This is a genomic window from Pseudomonas sp. R11F (assembly GCF_050312575.1).
Lineage (GTDB): Bacteria > Pseudomonadota > Gammaproteobacteria > Pseudomonadales > Pseudomonadaceae > Aquipseudomonas > Aquipseudomonas palleroniana.
In genome coordinates this window covers 1-20,447 of sequence record NZ_JBNPJU010000045.1, presented here as the reverse complement: position 1 = coordinate 20,447, position 20,447 = coordinate 1, and the positions used below count along the sequence as shown (strand labels likewise).

Sequence of the window (20,447 nt, the reverse complement as noted above, 5' to 3'; positions counted from 1 at the left end):
CAATGGATGAATCACAAAGTGGCCTTCAGTTTTGCCGACGGCAAGACCTTGTTCTTTCCCGTAGGCGCCCATGAAATCCTGCTGGATGCGGCCTTGCGCAACGGCATCAAGATCCCGCTGGATTGCCGCGAAGGCGTCTGTGGTACCTGCCAGGGACGTTGCGAGTCCGGCGAATACACCCAGGACTATGTGGACGACGAGGCGCTTTCCAGCCTCGACCTGCAACAGCGCAAGATGCTCAGTTGCCAGACCCGGGTGAAGTCCGATGCGACGTTCTATTTCGATTTTGACTCAAGCCTGTGCAACGCTGCGGGGCCGGTGCAGGTGCGCGGCACAGTCAGCGCGGTGCAGCAGGTGTCGGCCAGCACCGCGATCCTGCAGGTGCAGCTTGATCAACATCTGGATTTCCTGCCCGGCCAATACGCCCGCCTGGCGGTGCCCGGCACCGACAGTTGGCGTTCTTACTCTTTCGCCAACCGTGCGGGCAAGGCGCTGCAATTCCTGGTGCGCCTGCTGCCGGACGGGGTGATGAGCAACTACTTGCGCGAGCGCTGCCAGGTCGGTGATGAATTGCTGATGGAAGCGCCCTTGGGGGCGTTCTACCTCAGGCACGTCACCCAGCCGCTGGTGCTGGTAGCCGGCGGTACCGGGCTGTCGGCGTTACTGGGCATGCTCGATGAGCTGGCCGCCAACGGTTGTGAGCAACCGGTGCATCTGTATTACGGTGTGCGCGGCGCCGAAGATTTGTGCGAAGCGGCGCGTATTCAGGGCTATGCCTCGAAAATCGCTGATTTTCGCTACACCGAGGTCTTGAGTGACCCGTCCCCCGAGTGGCCTGGCAAGCGCGGCTACCTCACCGAACATTTCGACCTGGCCGAATTACGGGACAGATCGGCCGATATGTACCTGTGCGGCCCCCCTCCAATGGTCGAATCCATCCAACAATGGCTGACGGATCAGGCGCTTAACGACGTTCAGCTGTATTACGAAAAGTTCACGCAGAGTAATATCTGACCCTCAGTACTTCTGAGGGGCGGATGCGGCGTGCACTTACCCTAAGAAAAACAAGCAGAAGGGAATGTTAATGGCGGATGACATGGTTAACCCGGTGGGCCTCAAGCGTGGCCTGAAGAACCGGCATATTCAGCTGATCGCCTTGGGAGGGGCGATTGGCACGGGGTTGTTCCTCGGCTCGGCCGGGGTACTCAAGTCGGCGGGGCCGTCGATGATCCTCGGTTACGCGATTGCCGGTTTTATCGCATTCCTGATCATGCGCCAGCTCGGCGAGATGATCGTCGAGGAGCCCGTGGCCGGTTCCTTCAGCCACTTCGCGCATAAATACTGGGGCGGTTACGCAGGCTTCCTGGCCGGCTGGAACTACTGGGTGCTCTACGTCCTGGTGGGCATGGCCGAACTGACGGCGGTGGGCAAGTACATCCAGTTCTGGTGGCCCGAGATCCCGACCTGGGTCAGTGCGCTGGTGTTCTTTGTCGCGGTGAACCTGATCAACACCCTGAACGTGAAGTTCTTCGGTGAGGCCGAATTCTGGTTTGCGATCATCAAGGTGGTGGCGATTGTCGGCATGATCGTGCTCGGCTGCTACCTGCTGTTCAGCGGCAGCGGCGGCCCGCAGGCGAGCGTCAGCAATCTGTGGAGCCACGGTGGTTTCTTCCCGAATGGCGGCATGGGGCTGCTGATGTCCATGGCCTTCATCATGTTCTCGTTCGGCGGCCTGGAGTTGGTGGGTATTACCGCCGCCGAAGCCAGTGAGCCGCGCAAGGTAATCCCGAAAGCCATCAACCAGGTGGTGTACCGGATCCTGATTTTCTACGTCGGCGCCCTGACCGTACTGCTGTCGCTGTACCCCTGGGACCAGCTGCTGCAAACCCTCGGTGCCTCGGGCGATGCCTATAGCGGCAGCCCGTTTGTGCAGATCTTCTCGCTGATCGGCAACGACACGGCCGCGCACATTCTCAACTTCGTGGTGCTGACGGCGGCGCTGTCGGTGTACAACAGCGGTGTGTACTGCAACAGCCGCATGCTGTTCGGCCTGGCCGAGCAAGGCGACGCGCCGAAGTCGCTGATGAAGCTCAACAAGCAAGGCGTGCCGATCCGCGCCCTGGCGATTTCGGCCCTGGTGACGATGCTGTGTGTGGTGGTCAACTACGTCGCCCCGAAAAGTGCCCTGGAGTTGCTGTTTGCGCTGGTGGTTGCCTCGTTGATGATCAACTGGGCGCTGATCAGCATCACCCACATCAAGTTCCGCAAGGCTATGGGTGAACAGGGCCTGACACCGTCGTTCAAGACCTTCTGGTTCCCGTTCAGCAACTACCTGTGCCTGGCGTTCATGGTGATGATCATCAGTGTCATGCTGGCGATTCCTGGGATCAGCGAGTCGGTGTATGCGATGCCGGTGTGGGTGGGGATTATCTACATTGCCTACCGGTTGCGGATCAGAAACGCGAAAGTAGCCGTGACGCAGTCATGATCGTTCCCACGCTCCGCGTGGGAATGCCGGCCTGGACACTCCGCGTCCGCCTTCAGAGACGTGACGCGGAGCGTCACAACCTGCGTTCCCACGCAGAGCGTGGGGACGATCAAACGCGAAAGTAGCCGTGGCGCAGTCATGACCATTCCCACGCTCCGCGTGGGAATGCCGCCCAGGACGCTCTGCGTCCGCCTCTAGAAACGTGACGCGGAGCGTCACAACCTGCGTTCCCACGCAGAGCATGGGGACGATCAAACGCGAAAGTAGCCGTGACGCAGTCATGATCGTTCCCATGCTCCGCGTGGGAATGCCGCCCAGGACGCTCTGCGTCCGCCTTTAGAGGCGTGACGCGGAGCGTGGGGACGATCAGCTCCGGTTCATAGCGTTGAGCGCACTCGCCACAACTCGGGGAACAGCACAGTGTCGAGCATCTTGCGCAAATAGCCCACGCCTTCGGTACCGCCGGTGCCGGGCTGGAAACCGATAATCCGCTCCACCGTGGTCACATGCCGAAAGCGCCACTGGCGGAACGAATCCTCCAGGTCGATAAACTTCTCGGCCAACTGATACAGGTCCCAGTAGCGGTTCGGATCGCGGTAGACCTCACGCCAGGCCGCTTCCACCGACTCATCGTGAACCGTCGCCGCCGTCGGGTCGCGCTCGGCGCGTTTCGGGTCAATCGCCAGGCCGGCCTTGACCATCAGGTTGATCGCCTCGTCATACAGCGACGGCGTGGCAATCGCCACTTTCAACTCGTTCAACAACTCAGGCCGATGAGCGTGGGGCCGCAACAGCGCCGCACTTTTGTTGCCGAGGATAAATTCGATCTCGCGATACTGGAACGACTGGAACCCCGACGACTGGCCCAGGAACGGACGGATCGCCTTGTACTCCGACGGCGTCATCGTCGCCAGCACCGCCCAGGCATGTACCAGTTGATCAAAGATCCGCGACACCCGCGCCAGCATCTTGAACGCCGGCGGCAGTTGGCCCAGGCGCACGTGTTCACGGGCGGCCTTGAGTTCGTGGAGCATCAACTTCATCCACAGCTCGGACGTCTGGTGCTGGATGATGAAGAGCATTTCGTTGTGGTCCGGCGACAGCGGATGCTGGGCGCTGAGGACTTTGCCCAGGTCCAGGTAATCGCCGTAACTCATGGACTCGGAAAAATTCAGTTCGGCGTTGTGCCATTCTTCCGGGGGTTGGTAATCAGGCGAGAAAGGGCATTGGCTCATCGCGTGGGCTCCTTGAGCGGGCGGAGAATGGCGCGAACCGGGCTCGCGTCGAGGTTGGCAAACCGCAGCGGCAACGCGATCAACTCGTAGTCGCCCTCCGGTACGTCATCGAGCACGATGCCTTCGAGAATCGCCATGCCATGGCGCGCCACGGCGTTATGGGCATCCATGGTCTTGGATTGTTGCGGGTCCAGGGACGGGGTGTCGATACCGATCAGACGTACTCCCAGCCCAGCCAGTCGTTCGATGGTTTGCGGGGCGATGGCGGTGAAGTTCGAATCCCACTCAGTCAGCGGCGCCTGTGCATAAGTACGCAGCAACACGCGCTCCGGCAAGTTATCCACACGCCCGTCCAACTGATGCGGCTGCACCAGCGCGCCGCTGTCCAGGCAATGCAGCACACGGCACGCGCCCATGTACACCTCCAGCGACACCTCGCCAATGGGTGCGCCGTCCGCGCTGTAATGCAGTGGCGCGTCCACATGGGCGCCCGTGTGCGGTGACAGGGTGACGCGCCCGACGTTCACCGGGCACTCCGGGCCGAACTGCCACACGCGCTCTTCCTGGAATGGCGTGTCACCCGGCCAGGTCGGGGTCGCCGTGCTCAAGGGTGGGCTGATATCCCACCACGTTTTTATTGGGTTCATCGCAAGGCTCTCACTCGTTATGCGGTGAATGATACGAGGGCCTGCTGCGAATTTTCTTGCGAATTCTGGCGTGAGGCGGGAAATCTTTCGCACTTACTGCGAGGAAAACGCGGATTGACGGTGGGTTATATCAAATAAACACGGCTGCGCTTCTGGGCATCCCGATGTCGAGTTCAGACCACTGGTGCAGCGCCCAAGGCCGTAGGGTTGAGCTTTCCCTACCTTGCCTCGGAGAAATCATGTCCAAGCCCATCACCGTACTGCGCGACACCCACCCACTGCCGGTCCTGGACGCGTGTAAATGGGAAAAGCTCGAAGGCGACCCGCACACCGTCAACCTCAACGCCTACACCAGCGAAGACGGCAGCAAGATCATGGGCACCTGGATCTGCACACCGGGCAAGTGGTATGTGGAATATGTGAAGTGGGAATACTGCCACTTTCAGGAAGGCTACTGCGTGATCACCCCGGACGGCATGGAACCGATTCACCTGCGCGCAGGGGATATCTTTGTGGTGGAGCCGGGGATGAAGGGGACGTGGGAAGTGGTCGAGACGGTGCGTAAGTATTTTGTGTTTGCTTGAGCCGCAAAAACCCGGGAGCCGCCAAAGGCAGGCTCCCGGAAAACGCCCTATTCGGGCTTGCGATAGCTGTTGATGATCGCCGAGAAGTCCTTGCCCCCTTCCCCGCGCTGGCTCATCGATTGGTACAACTGCTGGGCCACGGCGCCCAGGATCACAGGTTGCTTGGCCTGGCGCGCGGCTTCGGTGGCCAGGCCCAGATCCTTGAGCATCAGGTCGGCACCAAACCCACCGGTGTAACCACGGGACGACGGTGCGGTTTCGATCACGCCCGGCCAGGGGTTGTAGGTGTCTGAACTCCAGCAGCGCCCGGTGGAGCTGTTGATGATGCCCGCCAGCACCTGAGTGTCGATGCCCAACGCATCCCCCAGCGCCATGGCTTCGCTGACGCCGACCATGCTGATGCCCAGCAGCAGGTTGTTGCAGATCTTGGCGATCTGGCCGGTGCCGACGTCGCCGCAATGCACGATATTACGGCCCATCTGCGCCAGCACCGGTTGCAGGGTGGCGAACAATTCCGGGGTGGCGCCGACCATAAAGGTCAGGGTGCCGGCACTGGCGCCACCGGTGCCGCCGGAGACCGGGGCGTCGGCCATCACCACGCCTTGCCTGGCAGCCGCAGCGGCAACATCGCGCGCGGTTTGTGGGTCAATGGTGCTGCAATCCACCGCCGGCACGCCTTGGCCGATACCCGCCAAAACGCCGTCATCATTGAGCCACACGCTGCGCACATGAGCAGCGGCCGGCAGCATGGTAATCACCAGTTCCGCGCCTTGGGCGGCGTGACGTGGCGAGTCGCTGACGGTGCCGCCCAGCTCGGCCAGTTCCTTGAGCACGCTCTGGTTGAGGTCGAACAGGCTCAGCGCGTGGCCGGCCTTGATCAGGTTGCGGGCCATGGGCGCGCCCATATTGCCCAGGCCGATAAATGCAATCTTCATGGTCGTCTCCCGGAATCAGCGCAGGTTGATGGTGGTGTTGACGCCATCGTTGACCGTATCGTCGTCGAACCAGCGGCTCGTCACGGTTTTGGTCTGGGTGTAGAACTGCACCACTTGCTTGCCGTACGGGCCCAGGTCGCCGAGCTTGGAGCCACGGGAACCAGTGAAGCTGAAGAACGGCACCGGCACCGGGATCGGGATGTTAATGCCGACCTGGCCCACATCGATTTCGCTCTGGAACTTGCGCGCCGCCGCGCCGCTCTGGGTGAACAGGCCGGTACCGTTGCCGAACGGGTTGGCGTTGACCAGTGCAATGGCCTCATCAAGGGTCGCGACTTCGATCACCACCAGTACCGGGCCGAAGATTTCCTCGGTGTAGATCCGCATATCGGTCGTCACGCCCGAGAACAGGGTCGGGCCGACAAAGTTGCCTTGCTCGAAGCCCGGCACCTGGATGTCGCGGCCGTCCAGCTCCAGCTTGGCGCCCTCTTTGACGCCGCTTTCAATCAGTTCCAGGATGCGCGCCTTGGCCCGCTTGGAAATCACTGGGCCCACATCGGTGCCCACTTCGCTGCCGGCATTGACCTTGAGCTTTTGTGCCAGCGCCTTGAGATCCGGCAGCCATTGCTTGGACGCCCCCACCAGCACCACCACCGAAGTGGCCATGCAGCGCTGGCCCGCCGCGCCGAAACCGGCCCCCACCAGCGCATTGAGGGTGTGTTCGCGGTTGGCGTCCGGCAGCACCACGGCGTGGTTCTTGGCGCCCATCATCGACTGCACGCGCTTGCCGTGTTTACCCGCCAGGTCGTACACATGCGTGCCCACGGCGGTCGAACCGACGAAGGACACGGCCTTGATGTCTTTATGGGTGCACAGCGCATCCACGACATCCTTGCCGCCGTGCACCACGTTGAGCACGCCGGCCGGTACACCGGCTTCCAGCGCCAGCTCCACCAGCAGCAGGGTCGACAGCGGGTCCTGCTCGGACGGTTTGAGGACGAAGGTGTTACCGCAGGCGATCGCCATCGGGAACATCCACAACGGGATCATCGCCGGGAAGTTGAAGGGGGTAATCCCCGCACAGACGCCGATAGGCTGGCGCAGGGTGTAGGTGTCGACGCCACCGGCGACGTTTTCAGCGAATTCTCCCATCTGCAGGGTGCCGATGGAGCACGCGTGTTCAACCACCTCCAGGCCACGGAAAATATCGCCCTCGGCATCGGCAATGGTCTTGCCCTGCTCGGCGCTGAGCACCACGGCGATGCGCTTGGAATGTTCGCGGATCAGGGCTTGCAGCTTGAGCATGATGCGCATGCGCGCACCGATCGGCGTCAGCTTCCAGGTCTGGAAGGCACGGTGCGCGGCGTCGATGGCGGCGTTGACTTCATCAGCGGTGGCAAACGGGACTTTGGCCAGCACTTGTTGGGTGGCCGGGTTGACGATGTCTTGCCAGTGGGTGGTCTTGGACTCGACCCATTCACCATTGATCAGCAACTTGACCTGTTGCACGGAAATATCGGCGGAAGCGTTCATGGGGTCTCCAAATCTTATAGTTATGCAGAGAACCAAGGCGTTGAATCGCCTTGAAGAATGAGGCGTTCGGACTGTTTTTGGAGTATAGATGTGCAAATCTCTAATAAGAACGCACATAAAAGCCGGACCAACATGCAAAAAAACATCACGTCGCTAGGCTCCCTGAACTGGGATGACCTGAAGTTTTTCCTCGAAGTGGCCCGCACCCGAAAGGCCAGCGTGGCCGCCAAGCGCCTGGCGGTGGACTACACCACCGTATCGCGGCGCATCAGTTCACTGGAAGTGTCGCTCGGCACGCTGCTGTTCGAAAAATCCCGGACCAACGGTTTTGTGCTCACCCCCGAGGGCCAGCGTTTGCTGGGCTACGCGGAGTCCATCGAAAGCACCCTGCACATGGCCTGCGAACAGGTTTCCGGCTCCGGCGTGGCGCTGTCCGGCCACGTGCGCATGGGCTGCACCGAAGGCTTCGGCAGTTTTTTCGTCACCCCGCAGTTGAGCCACTTCGTCGATACCTACCCGGCCATCTCGGTGGACATCCTGCCGCTGCCCCACTTCATCAGCCTGTCCAAACGCGAGGCCGACATCGTCATCGCTTTGGAGCGCCCGGAGCACGGGCCGTATGTGTGCTGCAAACTGTGCGACTACAAATTGCAGCTGTACGCGACCCAGGAATACCTCGATCAACACCCGCCGATCCAACGCCCGGCGGACCTGGCTGAGCATCCATTTATCAGTTATGTGGACGACTTGGCGTTCAGCTCGGAGCTGTTGTACCTGGCGAATGTGGTGCCTGGCGCCAGCGCCAGCTTGCGCAGTACCAGCGTGATTGCGCAGTACGTGGCGGCGCAGCAGGGGCGGTCGATGGCGATCTTGCCGTGTTTTCTGGCAGCGCAGGATCCGCGACTATTGCCGGTACTCGGCGAGCAGATTTCCATCACCCGCCAGTTCTGGATGTATTGCCGCGAGGATTTGCGCAAGTTGAAGCGGATCACCCTGTTATGGGACTACATCCGCGAGGTGACGGAGCAGAATCAGGGGTTGTTGATGGGCAAGACGCGGGAGATCAGGTTCGCGGACTAAAGGCTCGCCATTCAAATGTGGGAGGGGGCTTGCTCCCGATTGCGGTGGGTCAGTTGCCGATGAGTTGGCTGATCCACTGCTATCGGGAGCAAGCCCCCTCCCACACTTTGATTGCATTTCAGATCGAAGAGGCTCAGTCGGCGATCACTACGATCGATACCCGCCGATTCTCGGTGCGCCCGGCTGCCGTGGTATTCGGCGCCACCGGCTCGCTGCTGCCCAGGCCGCGTAGCTGGATGTTTTCTTCCTTCATGCCCACGCTCGTCAACACGTTGCCCACGCTTTTGGCGCGGCGCAGGGACAGTTGCTGGTTGTAGGCTTCCTTGCCCGAGGCATCGGTGTGGCCGTCCACGCGCACGCGGTTGATGCCCGCGCCCACCAGGGCTTTGCCGATGCGTTCGACGATGTCGGTACTGGCTTTATTCAGGCTTTCAATATCGCTACCGAACAGCACTTTGCCCGACAGGCCAAATGTCCAGCCGTCGTCAGCCAGCTCAAAGCCTTGTTGTTTGAGCACGGCCACTTGTGCCGGGGTCAGGCCCTTGGGTGGGGCTGTCTGGCAGCCGCCGAGGGCAAGCAGTGCCACCAGCAAGGTGATAAACATAAAACGTGCGGTCGAGAACAAGGGATCAACTCCTGTGTTGAATGTTGACGACGGGGCGCTCCGGCTCCGCCGTTTGCTGGCCGCCCGAAGACATGCGTTTGGCCTGGTACATCGCCGCATCGGCGGCATTGAGCAAGGTGCCCGGGGTGGCGCCATGCTCGGGATAAATGGCAATGCCGATACTGAGGGAGGTCACTACCTGGGTATCGCCGGGCAGCGGGATCGGCACGTCCATGCTGGCAATGATCTTGTCGGCAATGCGCCGGGCATCTTCGGCCTTGTGCAAGGGCGCCAGCAGGATCGCGAACTCATCGCCGCCCAGACGCGCTACCAGGTCATCCTCCCGTAATTGCGCGCGCACGCGCTCGGCGACGGCCACGAGCACGGCGTCACCCGCCGCATGACCGAAGTTGTCGTTGATGTCTTTGAAGCGGTCGCTATCGAGAAACAACACCGCAACCTGCTCATTAACCTTGGCGGCGCTGCGCAGGGCACGGATCAAGCGGCCTTCGAAGAACGCGCGGTTGGGCAGGCCGGTGAGGCTGTCATGGCTGGCCTGGTGGGCGAGGGTTTCGTTTTCGCTTTGCAAGTGGCTCTGCCAGGCTTCCATCTCGCCAAGCAGGGCGTTGAAGTCGCTGCCCAGGCTGTCGAGTTCGGCGATTTGCGCCGGTGGCACACGGCGGTCGAAATCGCGCTCGCTGCGGGCAGCGTGAGCCACGGCGGCAAGGCTTTGCAGCGGTTGGGTGATGCCCCGTAACAGGCGCCGCGCCAGGTACAGGGCCACCCAGGCGCTGAGGGCGGTGCAAATCAAAATGCCGGCCAGGCCGCTGAGTAAAAAGCGCAGGAGGCTGCCGCCGTGGCCGACTACGTGAATGCTGCCGACGATACGCCCCTGGTGCAGGATCGGCTGGCTGATGGGCTGTTCGAGCAAGGTGCGCGCCAATACCAGTTCAACCTGCGACAACATTCCGGTTTCCGGGCGGATCCACTGCGCCAACAACTGCCCGTTGGCATCGAAGACTTCGGCCTGGGCCACCTCTTCGGTGGAGGCGATCAGGCTGAGGGCCTCGGTGGCGGCGGCGCTGTCGTTGAACACCACCGCGGCTTCCACGGTGTAATTGATGGAACGAGCGATCAGGTGCAGGTTGTGATCGGCGTACACCCGCAGCGCCAACACCCCGAGCAGAGTCAGGGATACGCTGGCCAGCGTCACTGCCACCAACGCCAGGATCAGGTGCCCACGGCCGATGACCGAACGCAGGGTCGGTCGCACTTTGATAGCGGTCATGGCACTGGCGCCCGGCGCCGGGATAGTTGCAATACGCTTGGATGAATGCGCACGCCGCTGCGTGCGACGGAGTCCAGGTTGACCTCGAACGACACCTGCTCATCGCCCACACGCAGGCAGAACAGGCTGCCCACGGTGCATTGGTCACCGCCTTCACTGATGCTGAGCACCGGGTGACCGATCAATGAAGTAAACAACCGAGTGCGCTCATCGACGCTGAGCTTGCCGATGTACACGGCGTCGCAGGCACTGACGATATCGGGGTGATCGGCCAGCAGGCGTCGCACCACCACCGGACGACCGGTGGCCTGGGTGGTGCCTTTGATCAGGTCATCGGTGTATTGGGTGGGGCCGACGATGCACAGGCGCAGTTGCGCGGGCTCCGTCGGCCAGCGTGCGTAACTGAGGATGCCGAGTACCACTTGAGTGACTGCCTGGGCGCGGTGATCTGCGGGGCTGGGCGACTGTGCAAAGACCGACGGCACGAGCAGGCACAGTACCGCTACCAGCAACAGGCGTCTCCAGCTCGAACTACGCGCTGTGGACCGGACAGCCACGTTCATGCAGCGATTCTCTCAGGTATTTTCAAGGTGATGCCGCAACGATAGCACAGTGGCGGAAAACCCTACGAGGCAAGGCTTACGCGGGGTGCGCTATTTTTTCAGAAAAGCCCTACGATTGAATCAGAAATATTTCATGACCAGACAGTCAGTTTATTCAGTCCCTGCGTCCAGCTCCAGCATCAGCCCGCTCAAGCGCTTGACCTTCCGTCGCACCGCTTCCTCGAACACACCACCACGCGGCTCGATCAGGCTGAACCAACGCTTGGCCCGGGTGATGCCGGTGTAGATCAACTCCTTGGTCAGCACCGGGTTCAGCGTATCCGGCAGGATCAACGCGGTATGGGTGAACTCCGAGCCCTGGGATTTATGCACGGTCATGGCGTACACGGTTTCCACATCATTCAGACGGCTGGGCAGTACAAAGCGCACACCGCCCTGGCCATCGTTACGTGGGAAGGCCACGCGCAATACCTGCGGGCCGCCGTCGCTTTCCGGCAGTTTGAGGGCGATGCCGATATCGCCGTTCATCAAGCCAAGGCCGTAATCGTTGCGGGTCATCAGCACCGGACGGCCTTCATACCACTGGTCGTCGCCCTCGATCAGCCGCACTTTGCGCAGTGCGGCGGTGATGCGCAGGTTCAGGCCCTCCACGCCCCAGGGGCCTTTGCGCACGGCGCAGAGCAGTTGAAAGGCGTCGAAAGCTTGCAGCAGTTGTTGCGCCCAGTGGGTCCAGGCGGGGGCTTCGCGGGGGGTGTCCAGGGCCGGGCGGGCACTGCGCAACAGGTTGAGGTAATAGCGATAGCCTTGGGCTTCATCGCCCTGCCCGTCCAGTACCAGGCGCTCCAAGGCGTGGTCGTGCTCGCCCTTGAGGCGCAGGCAAAACAGGTCAGCGTGAGTGCGTGCAGCCAGCAATTTGCGCGCCTCCTCAGCATTCTGCTGGTTGACCCAACGTGCCATCTGGCCGATGCCGCTACCTTCACCAAACCTGCGCGAGTAGCGCAGCATAACCACTTGCTGGGCCAACGGATGGCTGCCGTCGACGTCTTCCTGCAGGCCACTTTTACCCAGGTCCTCGCCGCTGACGGCTTGCAACCATTCACGGGTTTCGGCGCTGTACCAGCCCGCTTCAGCGTCACGGCACAAATCGCCGAGCACCGCACCCGCCTCCACCGAAGCCAGCTGATCCTTGTCTCCCAGCAAGACCAATCGCGCATGCGGTGCCAAGGCATCCAGCAGGTTGGCCATCATTTCCAGGTCGATCATCGAGGCTTCGTCGACCACCAGCACATCCAGGGGCAGCGGGTTGCCAAGGTGGTGACGAAAGTGCCGCGTGCCCGGACGACTGCCCAGCAGGCGGTGAACGGTGGTGACCTGGGTCGGGATTTTTTCCCGCACGTTGTCCGGCACATTCAGCGACAGGACCTGTTGGCTGATGGATTCGGTCAGGCGCGCAGCCGCTTTACCGGTCGGCGCTGCCAGGCGGATACGCAGTGGGTTGCCGGTCTCGACGGCCGGGGCCTGCAACAGCGCGAGCAAGCGCACCACGGTGGTGGTCTTGCCGGTGCCGGGGCCGCCGGTGACGATGCTGAAAGCCCCGCGAGTGGCCAGGGCGCAGGCGAGTTTTTGCCAGTCGATCACGCCATCCGGGGGGGGTTGGTCAAACAACCGATCCAGGCGTTGCGGCAAATCGGCAGCGTGGCTTTCCTGAGTTGCCAGGCGCAGGCGCAAGGCCATGTCGATGCGCCGTTCGTAGGTCCAGTAGCGCCGCAGGTACAAGCGAGTGCCGGACAGGACCAGCGGGCGACTGTGGGCAGCCTCACTGCCATCCACCGCCAACGCCACCAACTGGCTGGCGGCCAGTGCATGGCACCAGTGCGCGCCGTCAAGGCCATCCAGCAATTGCGACGGCAGCAGCATGGCGCCGGTTTGCACGTCGCCTTCGGGCGGTAATGACAGGGCAAAGTCCGGCGCCTTGAGGGTTTCGAACAGGTCGAGGCATACGTGCCCGTGGCCCAGTTGATGGCTGGTCAACGCTGCCGCCAGCAGTACCAGAGGGTCGGCCTGTGGGTCGAGTTCGTGCAGGAAACCGACAAACGCTTTGTCCAGGGCTCGCAACCAGCCACGCTCTACCCAACGATCGAGGAGTTGCACCAGGTCGGTGGCGCGTTCGAGCGGTTTCAATGCCTCAAGCGGCTGGGGCGACAGGCTCATAGCAGAACTCCTTGTTCCCAGGCGGGTTCAACCTTGGGCGGGATGGGCTTGCCCTGGAACAACAGGTCCAGGCCTTCGATCAGCGCCCGTGGCGGTCGGGTGAAATACGCGCCTTTGCTTGCAGACTGGGTGCCACGCAGGAACACATACAGCGCACCGCCGACGTGCCGGTCATAGTCGTAATCCGGTAGTCGGGCCTTCAACTGGCGGTGCAGGGCCAGCAGGTAAAGTACGTATTGCAGGTCGTACCGATGCTCCAGGATCGACTGTTCCATGGCTTCCAAGGTGTAGGACGAGTCGTCGGGGCCAAGCCAATTGGATTTGTAATCGGCCACGTAATAGCGCCCGGCGTGCTCGAAAGTCAGGTCGATAAAACCTTTGAACATGCCATTGAGCAACACCGCTTCGGCCGCCACGCGGGAGGCACCGTTGTGGGTGAACTGGCACACCCACTTATCGAGGGCGAGCACGTCGACCTTGTGGCTGGCGAACCAGAATTCCATTTCGATCTGGTAGTGCTGCAGGCTGTTGAGCGTGACCAGCGCGTTATCCAGCGCAAACGGCGTGCGCAGTAACTGGCCCAGCCAGCCGCTGAGCGTCACGATCCAGCCCTCCCAGTTGCGTCGGTTACAGCGCGCACCCACGGCTTTTTCAATGGCTTCGGGGGTTACGTTGAAGCCCTCCTCTCCCGCCCATTCCAACAGGCCGTGGAGGAAGGTCCCAGGATTCGGGCCGCGAGGGAAACGATGAATGTCACCGCCAGACGCTACCACTTCACGTGGTGCGTCGGGGTCGAGGCGTTCATCGTCGAACAGTTTCTGGGCTTGCGGGCTTTCCGGTGCTTCAAGGCTTGCGGCGCTCATGCTGTCGCCGATTCTTAAAGCGCTGTAGGAAGCGATCCACCAGTTTTCGGCAGCCTTGCGCTTCGGCAGCAGAGGCGCGAGCAACGTGGCTTCATTGCGTGGTGGGTAGAACACGCTATCTTGCGCTTCGGGCACGTGGCCATAGTCGATAGCGGCGCAGCCCGCCTGTAAATCCAATAGCCAGCGCGCTAACGCAGCAGACTCACCCAGGGAGGCGCCCGCTCCGAGCAGGTAACCCAGCGCGGACAGGTGCAAGACCGAGCTGCTGTTGTTACCGCGCTTGAGGTCGGCGATACCGAGCCAGCAAGCGTGCTTGGCACGGGTCAGGGCGACGTAGAGCAAGCGCAGGTCTTCGGCCAGACGCTCATCGTCGGCCTGGGCGATCAATTCGGCGGTCGGCCGCAGACTGACCTGGGCTTTACCCTTTTCATCGTGATAATGCAGCGGTAGGCGGCTGCCATCCACCGGCTTGGCCGAACAGATAAAGGGCAGGAATACCAAGTCGTATTCCAGGCCTTTGGATTTGTGGATGGTCACGACCTTGACCAGTTGCTCATCGCTTTCCAGGCGCAGGATCTGTTCTTCACCCGCCTGGCCGGATAGCGCCAGGTGTTCGGCCAGATGGCGGATCAACGCCTGCTCACCGTCCAGCTCCGAGGCGGCCTGTTGCAGCAATTCACTCAGGTGCAGCAGGTTGGTCAGCACACGCTCGCCATCGCTACGGGCGATCAGGGTTTGCGGCAGTTTGAAATCATGGAGCAGGCGTCGCAACATCGGCAGCACGCCCTGGGTGCGCCAGATCGCCCGGTAGGCGCGGAACTGCATGACGCGGGTCTCCCACGCCAGTTCGTCCTGGTTCAGACGTTCAAGTTCATGCAGCGACAGGTTCAAGGTGACGCAGGCCAGCGCAGCCCGCAGCGGGCGCTCGACGTCAGGTTCGGCACATGCCTTGAGCCAGGCGAGCAGGTCATGGGCTTCCTGGGCGGCGAAGACTGAGTCTTTATCCGACAGGTATACGCTGCGCACGCCACGGGCGGCCAATTCGGCGCGCACGGCCTGGGCTTCCTTGCCATCGCGTACCAGGATGGCGATGTCTGACGGGAGCACGCTTTTGAAGCTGCCGTCGGGTTGCAGGAAGCCTGCACTGCCTTGTTGCCCGCCATTGAGCAATCCAACAATGTGCGTGGCACAGGCGGCCGCCAGTTCTTGACGATACACCGCGTTGGAAATCGGTTGATCGGTGGGCAGGTGCCAGAGGTTCATGGCCGGCAGTATTTGCCCATCGACCTGCAATTGCTCCTTGCGGCCTTGGGACAGCACTGAGTGGAACGGCACGGGGTTGTCGCCATTCGGCTTACGGAACAGGAACGCGCCACGCCCGGTTTCCGCCCGTTGGAACACATGATTCACCGCCTCAACCATTGCATGGCTGGAACGGAAGTTGGTGCCCAGGGTGTGGTGACGGCCAGTGGTGGCCTGACGGGCACGCAGATAGGTGTAGATATCGGCGCCACGGAACGCGTAGATCGCCTGCTTGGGGTCGCCGATCAGGAACAGGCCGCTGTCGAGGTGGTTGTCCTCGATGCGGTAGATCCTGTCGAAAATACTGTATTGCACCGGGTCGGTGTCCTGGAACTCATCGATCAGGGCGACCGGGAACTGCTCGCGGATCACGCTGGCCAAGCGCTCGCCCCCCTCGGCGTGCAGGGCGGCGTTCAGACGGATCAGCATGTCATCGAAGCCCATTTCGGCGCGGCGGCGTTTTTCATCTTCGAAGCGTTTACCTACCCAGCCGGCGGCGTGTTGCAACACGGCGGCGTCGGGGGTGGGCAGCGCGTCGAGGGCCACCTTGAGACCGGCCATCGCGTCGATGCCCGGGTGGCGCGGTGGCTCGCCCTTCCAGGCTTCGGCCATTCCGTCGGGCGTCAGGCGTGTAAAACCGGTGCCGATGTCGAGTTGCTCAAGGGTTTCGTCGGCGGCCCAGGCACTGATTTTTTCAAACCAGGGTTCGAAGTAGCGGGCTTGCATCTTGCGGCCATCGACGGTTTTGGCGGCCACGGCTTGCAGGCAGATATCGCGCAGCTCGGCGGCCCATTGTTGCCAGGGCGCCTTGAGTTGGATCAGCGCTTCGCGGCGTTCTTGCAGGCAGGCGTTGATCAACTCGGCCGGCTCGCGGGTTTCGTCCGTCGGCCGCTCGCTGCCGAACAGCGCGCGAACCCGTGGCATCAATGCGGCCGGGCCACCCCAATGATTGCGCACCCAGTTGAGCGCGTCGTCGCGCATCGGGTAGCAGAACAACCGCCAGTAGTCGCGCAGCACTTCGCCGAGCAGATCGCTGTGGTCGGTTTCCAGGGTCTGGGTGAACAGGCTGCCGCTGTCGAAAGCGTGCTCACGCAGCATGCGCTGGCACCAGCTGTGGATGGTCGAGACAGCGGCTTCATCCATCCATTGCGCGGCGATGTCCAGGCGGTTGGCACAGGCGGGCCATTGCTCGGGGAGGTATTGATCGCGCAGGTCGGCGATCAGCGTATCCGGTGGCTGGATTTCATCACGAAAGAAGCGTGCGGCTTCGGCCAGGCGGATGCGGATGCGCTCGCGCAGTTCTTTGGTCGCGGCGTCGGTGAACGTTACGACAAGGATTTGCGGCGGCAACAGTTCACGGCCGAAGCCTGACTCTGCGTCACCGTGACCGAGGACCAGGCGCAGGTACAGGGCGGAAATGGTAAAGGTCTTGCCGGTGCCGGCGCTGGCTTCAATCAGCTGGCTGCCTTTGAGCGGGAAGGCCAGGGCCAAGGGTTTGCTGCTCATGTGCTGGCCTGCGAACTGGTGAGCGATCGCCATGGGGCGTTGATCAGTGGGCGGTACAGGGTTTCGCACCAACCTTCGAATTCTTCGCTGGCGATAAGCGTTGCGTAATCGGGAAATTGTCGGGTGAGCGCCGGGGTTTCGCGGCGTTCGCCGTCGTGGGTCAAACCATCGCCTTCGTAGGCTTTGCTTGCAGCCGCCTGGGCCTTGGCGGGATCGGTCTGGCCGAGCCAGGCGAACGCGGTTTTTACGGCTACCGGAAGCGGTTTGCGCATGCCAGTGTGCCAGGCCAACAGCAGGTTGCAGAGGATTTCCTGGGCCGCCGATGGTTCCAGCGGGGCCAGTAGCAACGTGTCATCGCTCGCCACCAGAGCGGTACTGAGTGACAGACCGCACGCACAGGCCACCACATGATTGACCCACGGGCGAATCAGGCGGTGCCACTTGCGCGCCTTGATCGAACCGATGCTGTTGGGGATGGTGGTGACACTTAACAGGCCACCATCGTTGCGCCGATGCAGACCGCTGATCCAGCCTTCCAACCGAATGCCCTGATGCTCAAAACTGACCGGTTCTGCCCCTGTGTGTGGGGTGGGCCAGAGTGCCAGCAGTTGCTGGTAGCGTTGCAACAGGCCGGGTAAGGGCTCGATCAACTCGTTGCGCAGACACTCGCCAAAACCGACCATGGGCAACAGGCCACTGCCTTGCAGACGCAGGGCTTGGGCATTGAGCGCGTGGTCCACGTGATCGGGTCTGACCAGCGCGGCGTTCAGCAGGCTGTCGCTGAGGCTGTAGCGTTGCAGTGCGTCGAGGACGAAGGGTTCTTCATCGGCCAAGGGCACTTCGGCGGCCTCAAAGAATACTTTCAGACGCTGGCTGAAGAAATGTTTGACCGGGTTACGCAGGAAGTCCTGCAACTGGCCGAGGCTCAGGGGTTCTTCTTGTTGGTGATCGGCCAATTCGTATGTTTGCGCCATGGCGTCAGGCGTTTCGTGCAGCAACTGCCATTCGCGGGCGTAGCTGAAGAGCGGATCGCCCGCGTGAAAGTAACGCGCGCTGAAGGGTTGGAGCGGGTGTTCCTGGGTCATCGCGTCGATCAGCGGGGTTTGCGATTGTGCGTTCTGCCAGCCACTGGCGAGATGGTCACGCAGTTGGCCGATCAGTACCGAGGCCGGGCGATCGCTGTTGTCACGGATGCTGCGGCCCACCCAACTGATATAGAGCTGGTCGCGGGCCGACAGCAGCGCTTCGAGCAGCAGGTAACGGTCGTCTTCGCGACGTGAGCGGTCACCGGGGCGGTAGTCGCTGCCCATCAGGTCGAAGTCCAGCGGCGGTTGGGCACGTGGGTAATCGCCGTCGTTCATGCCGAGCAGGCAGACCAGCTTGAACGGGATCGCCCGCATGGGCATCAGCGTGCAGAAATTGACAGCGCCGGCGAGGAAGCGCTGGGACAGACGCCCCTGGTCAAGGCCGGCCAACCAGGCTTCACGGACGACAGTGAGGGGTAACTCGTCGTATAGGCCAACAGACCCGCAGGTCTCCAGCCAGGTCTCCCTGAGTTGTTCGAGTTGGCCCAACAGGTAGTCATCGTGTTCGCTGCTGGCCAGGAAGAAGCGTTGCATCAGACGTTGCAGGCGCTCACCCCATTCTTGGGGGGTCGCAGGTTGCGAGAGTGCGTGATGTGCATCACTCAGCGCGTCAAGCAAGGCCACCAGCGGGCCAATCAGGGCCGCGTCGAGGCCACCGATTTCATCATAGGGTTCGATACCTTCGTAGGCTCCACCGGTGCCGACCGCGTAGCCCAGAAGCATGCGGCGCAAGCCAAATCGCCAGCTGTTTTGCTCCAACTCATTCGGCAGCCCCAGGCCGGCACGCTGTTCGGCGTTGAGCCCCCAGCGCACGCCTGCGCCTTCGATCCAGCGGTGCAGCGTCGGCAGGTCGCGTTCCTTGATGGCGAAACGTTCGCGCAAGGCGGGGACATCGAGCAAGTCGAGGATTTCACTGACGGGGAAGCGGCTGTCGGGGAGTTTCAGCAGATGCTCGACGGCAATCAATAGCGGATCGCGACCGCGTTGGCCCTGGTCGGTGAGGGTGAAGGGGATAAAACGCGGGTCATTTCGCTCAAGCTGTCCGAATACGGCGCGAATGTGCGGCGCATAGCTGTCAACGTCGGGGACCATGACGATGATGTCTCGGGGGCGCAACGTGGGGTCGGCACTGAAGCGTTGCAGCAACTGGTCGTGGAGGATCTCCACTTCGCGCTGGGCGCTGTGGGCGATATGGAAGCGGATTGAAGTATCGCGCTCCAGATCAACAGCCGGCCATAGCTCGCGTGTTTCATTGAGCGGGCGCAGTTCGAGAATGTCGTCCTGCAATTGATTGAGCAACGTGCGGGGTTCACTTTCACTGAACAGATCGATGCGGCCGTCACGGAATGCGGCGCGGTAGCTGTTGGGGTCGTCGTAGCTGTCCAGTAGGCTGATGTAGTCACGGCCTTGTTTGCCCCAGGCGGCAAGTAGCGGGTGTGCGTGCTGATGCAGGGTTTGCGGGTCGAGGGTGACCGGCATCCCGGTTTTACGTGCCTGGCGTTTATATTCGTTACGCAGCAAGTCTTTGTCAGCGACGATGTCGGACCAATGGTGACGGCATGGGTTGTGAACGCACAGCAGCACCTGGCTGAAGCGTGCCAGACCGGCGAGTGCTTCCAGCGCTTGGGCGGGCAGCGATGAAATGCCGAACACGATCACCCGCGACGGTAGACCTTCAGGGGCCGTCTCCAGTGTATTGATGCGCTCGATGAAACGTTGGTGGACGCCTGCACGACTCTCGGCCATGCCTTCTTCCCCCACATCCAGCAACAACGCTCGCCACAATTCGGCTTGCCAGCAATTGGCGGGGTTGAGCGGCTTGGATTCGCCTCGTCCGTTACGCAGTTGATGCCGGCCGGCTGCCCAGTCTTCCAGCCAATCGGCGCGGTAAACCTGGTATTGGTCGAACAGGTCGGCCAGGCGTTCGGCGAGTTGGTAGCGCTTGCGCAAATCCGTGTCGTGGGTAAGGAAGCGCTGTAGCGGCTCGAAATGCGGCTGATCGATGAGTTCCGGGAGTAGGCGCATGAGACGCCAGGTCAGTGGGGCTTTATCGAGCAGGGATTTAGACGGGATTTCGTCACGGCCCAGGACCATTCGGTAAAGCTGCCACATAAAGCTGCCGGGGAGCTGCACATCGATTGCGGCGGCGATTCCGCAGCCGCCCATGTCGTCATCTTCCGGATCTTCAGCCAGGGCTAGCTTGAGCCACTGGGCGATGCCGTTGCTTTGTACCAAGGCGATCTCGTTTTCCAGAGGCGCCAGAGGGTAGCGCCGCATCCAACTGACCACCAGGCTGCGCAGTTCATCCAGGCGGTTGCCGTGAACCACCATGAATCCAGCGCTGAGGGACGTCGCTTGCGGCATAACGGCTTCCTTGGGAAAAGCAAAATCGAGGCGTGGACTTTAGCATTGAAGACCATCTCGATGAGCCCCTACGCATTTTCGGTCGCCCAAAACAAAACCCCATCTGCTTTCGCAAATGGGGTTTCGGAATTTAATCTTGACGATGACCTACTCTCACAT

14 protein-coding genes are annotated in these 20,447 nt (G+C 61.7%); 4 read left to right on the top strand and 10 right to left on the bottom strand.

The window, feature by feature from the left end; all coding sequences use genetic code 11:
- Positions 1-6: 6 nt before the first annotated feature.
- Positions 7-1,014 carry an anthranilate 1,2-dioxygenase electron transfer component AntC gene (gene antC / locus ACQRBV_RS12250; protein WP_161550033.1) on the top strand — a complete coding sequence of 336 codons (1,008 nt, stop codon included), beginning with the start codon at positions 7-9 and terminating at the stop codon, positions 1,012-1,014.
- A 70-nt stretch (positions 1,015-1,084) separates the two neighbouring features.
- Positions 1,085-2,488, top strand: a complete 1,404-nt coding sequence (locus ACQRBV_RS12245) for an amino acid permease (protein WP_060754417.1) — start codon at positions 1,085-1,087, stop codon at positions 2,486-2,488.
- 377 nt (positions 2,489-2,865) lie between these two features.
- On the opposite strand, the gene kynA is transcribed toward ACQRBV_RS12245, so the two are convergent.
- Together kynA and kynB are read right to left on the bottom strand one after the other, a co-directional pair.
- The gene (gene kynA, locus ACQRBV_RS12240) at positions 2,866-3,723 is read right to left on the bottom strand and encodes a tryptophan 2,3-dioxygenase (RefSeq protein WP_060754418.1); all 858 of its coding nucleotides are present in this window, start codon (positions 3,721-3,723) and stop codon (positions 2,866-2,868) included.
- Positions 3,720-4,370, bottom strand: coding sequence for an arylformamidase (gene kynB, locus ACQRBV_RS12235; protein ID WP_244385087.1), 651 nt, complete (start codon positions 4,368-4,370; stop codon positions 3,720-3,722). The genes kynA and kynB overlap by 4 nt, the downstream gene beginning before the upstream one ends.
- A gap of 239 nt (positions 4,371-4,609) precedes the next feature.
- Here kynB and ACQRBV_RS12230 point away from each other — a divergent pair, with 239 nt between their 5' ends.
- Positions 4,610-4,954 carry a cupin domain-containing protein gene (locus tag ACQRBV_RS12230; RefSeq protein ID WP_060754420.1) on the top strand — a complete coding sequence of 115 codons (345 nt, stop codon included), beginning with the start codon at positions 4,610-4,612 and terminating at the stop codon, positions 4,952-4,954.
- A gap of 47 nt (positions 4,955-5,001) precedes the next feature.
- Here the strand turns inward: ACQRBV_RS12230 and mmsB are convergent, their stop codons facing one another.
- Both mmsB and ACQRBV_RS12220 read right to left on the bottom strand, forming a co-directional pair.
- Entirely contained in the window at positions 5,002-5,889 is an 888-nt protein-coding gene (mmsB, locus tag ACQRBV_RS12225; protein ID WP_060754421.1) for a 3-hydroxyisobutyrate dehydrogenase, read from the bottom strand.
- Positions 5,890-5,904: 15 nt separating this feature from the next.
- Positions 5,905-7,422 (bottom strand): CoA-acylating methylmalonate-semialdehyde dehydrogenase, encoded by a 1,518-nt coding sequence (locus tag ACQRBV_RS12220; RefSeq protein WP_104994825.1) that lies wholly within the window; start codon positions 7,420-7,422, stop codon positions 5,905-5,907.
- 132 nt (positions 7,423-7,554) lie between these two features.
- Here ACQRBV_RS12220 and ACQRBV_RS12215 point away from each other — a divergent pair, with 132 nt between their 5' ends.
- The gene (locus tag ACQRBV_RS12215; RefSeq protein ID WP_104994826.1) at positions 7,555-8,502 is read left to right on the top strand and encodes a LysR family transcriptional regulator; all 948 of its coding nucleotides are present in this window, start codon (positions 7,555-7,557) and stop codon (positions 8,500-8,502) included.
- 133 nt (positions 8,503-8,635) lie between these two features.
- Here the strand turns inward: ACQRBV_RS12215 and ACQRBV_RS12210 are convergent, their stop codons facing one another.
- The 6 genes from ACQRBV_RS12210 to recC all read right to left on the bottom strand — a co-directional run bounded on the left by ACQRBV_RS12210 (position 8,636) and on the right by recC (position 20,288).
- A complete protein-coding gene (locus ACQRBV_RS12210; protein ID WP_161550030.1) occupies positions 8,636-9,127 on the bottom strand; it encodes an OmpA family protein in 492 nt (163 codons plus the stop codon).
- 4 nt (positions 9,128-9,131) lie between these two features.
- On the bottom strand, positions 9,132-10,394 hold the full coding sequence (locus ACQRBV_RS12205; RefSeq protein WP_060754425.1) for a diguanylate cyclase domain-containing protein: 1,263 nt from the start codon (positions 10,392-10,394) through the stop codon (positions 9,132-9,134).
- Entirely contained in the window at positions 10,391-10,957 is a 567-nt protein-coding gene (locus tag ACQRBV_RS12200) for a YfiR family protein (RefSeq protein WP_060754426.1), read from the bottom strand. The genes ACQRBV_RS12205 and ACQRBV_RS12200 overlap by 4 nt, the downstream gene beginning before the upstream one ends.
- A 150-nt stretch (positions 10,958-11,107) precedes the next feature.
- Positions 11,108-13,168: an exodeoxyribonuclease V subunit alpha gene (gene recD / locus ACQRBV_RS12195; protein ID WP_411985864.1), complete on the bottom strand. Its 2,061-nt coding sequence runs from the start codon at positions 13,166-13,168 to the stop codon at positions 11,108-11,110.
- Positions 13,165-16,839: an exodeoxyribonuclease V subunit beta gene (gene recB / locus ACQRBV_RS12190; RefSeq protein ID WP_411985866.1), complete on the bottom strand. Its 3,675-nt coding sequence runs from the start codon at positions 16,837-16,839 to the stop codon at positions 13,165-13,167. Before recB ends, recD begins: the two co-directional genes overlap by 4 nt.
- A complete protein-coding gene (recC, locus tag ACQRBV_RS12185; protein ID WP_411985865.1) occupies positions 16,836-20,288 on the bottom strand; it encodes an exodeoxyribonuclease V subunit gamma in 3,453 nt (1,150 codons plus the stop codon). Before recC ends, recB begins: the two co-directional genes overlap by 4 nt.
- Positions 20,289-20,447 lie beyond the last annotated feature (159 nt).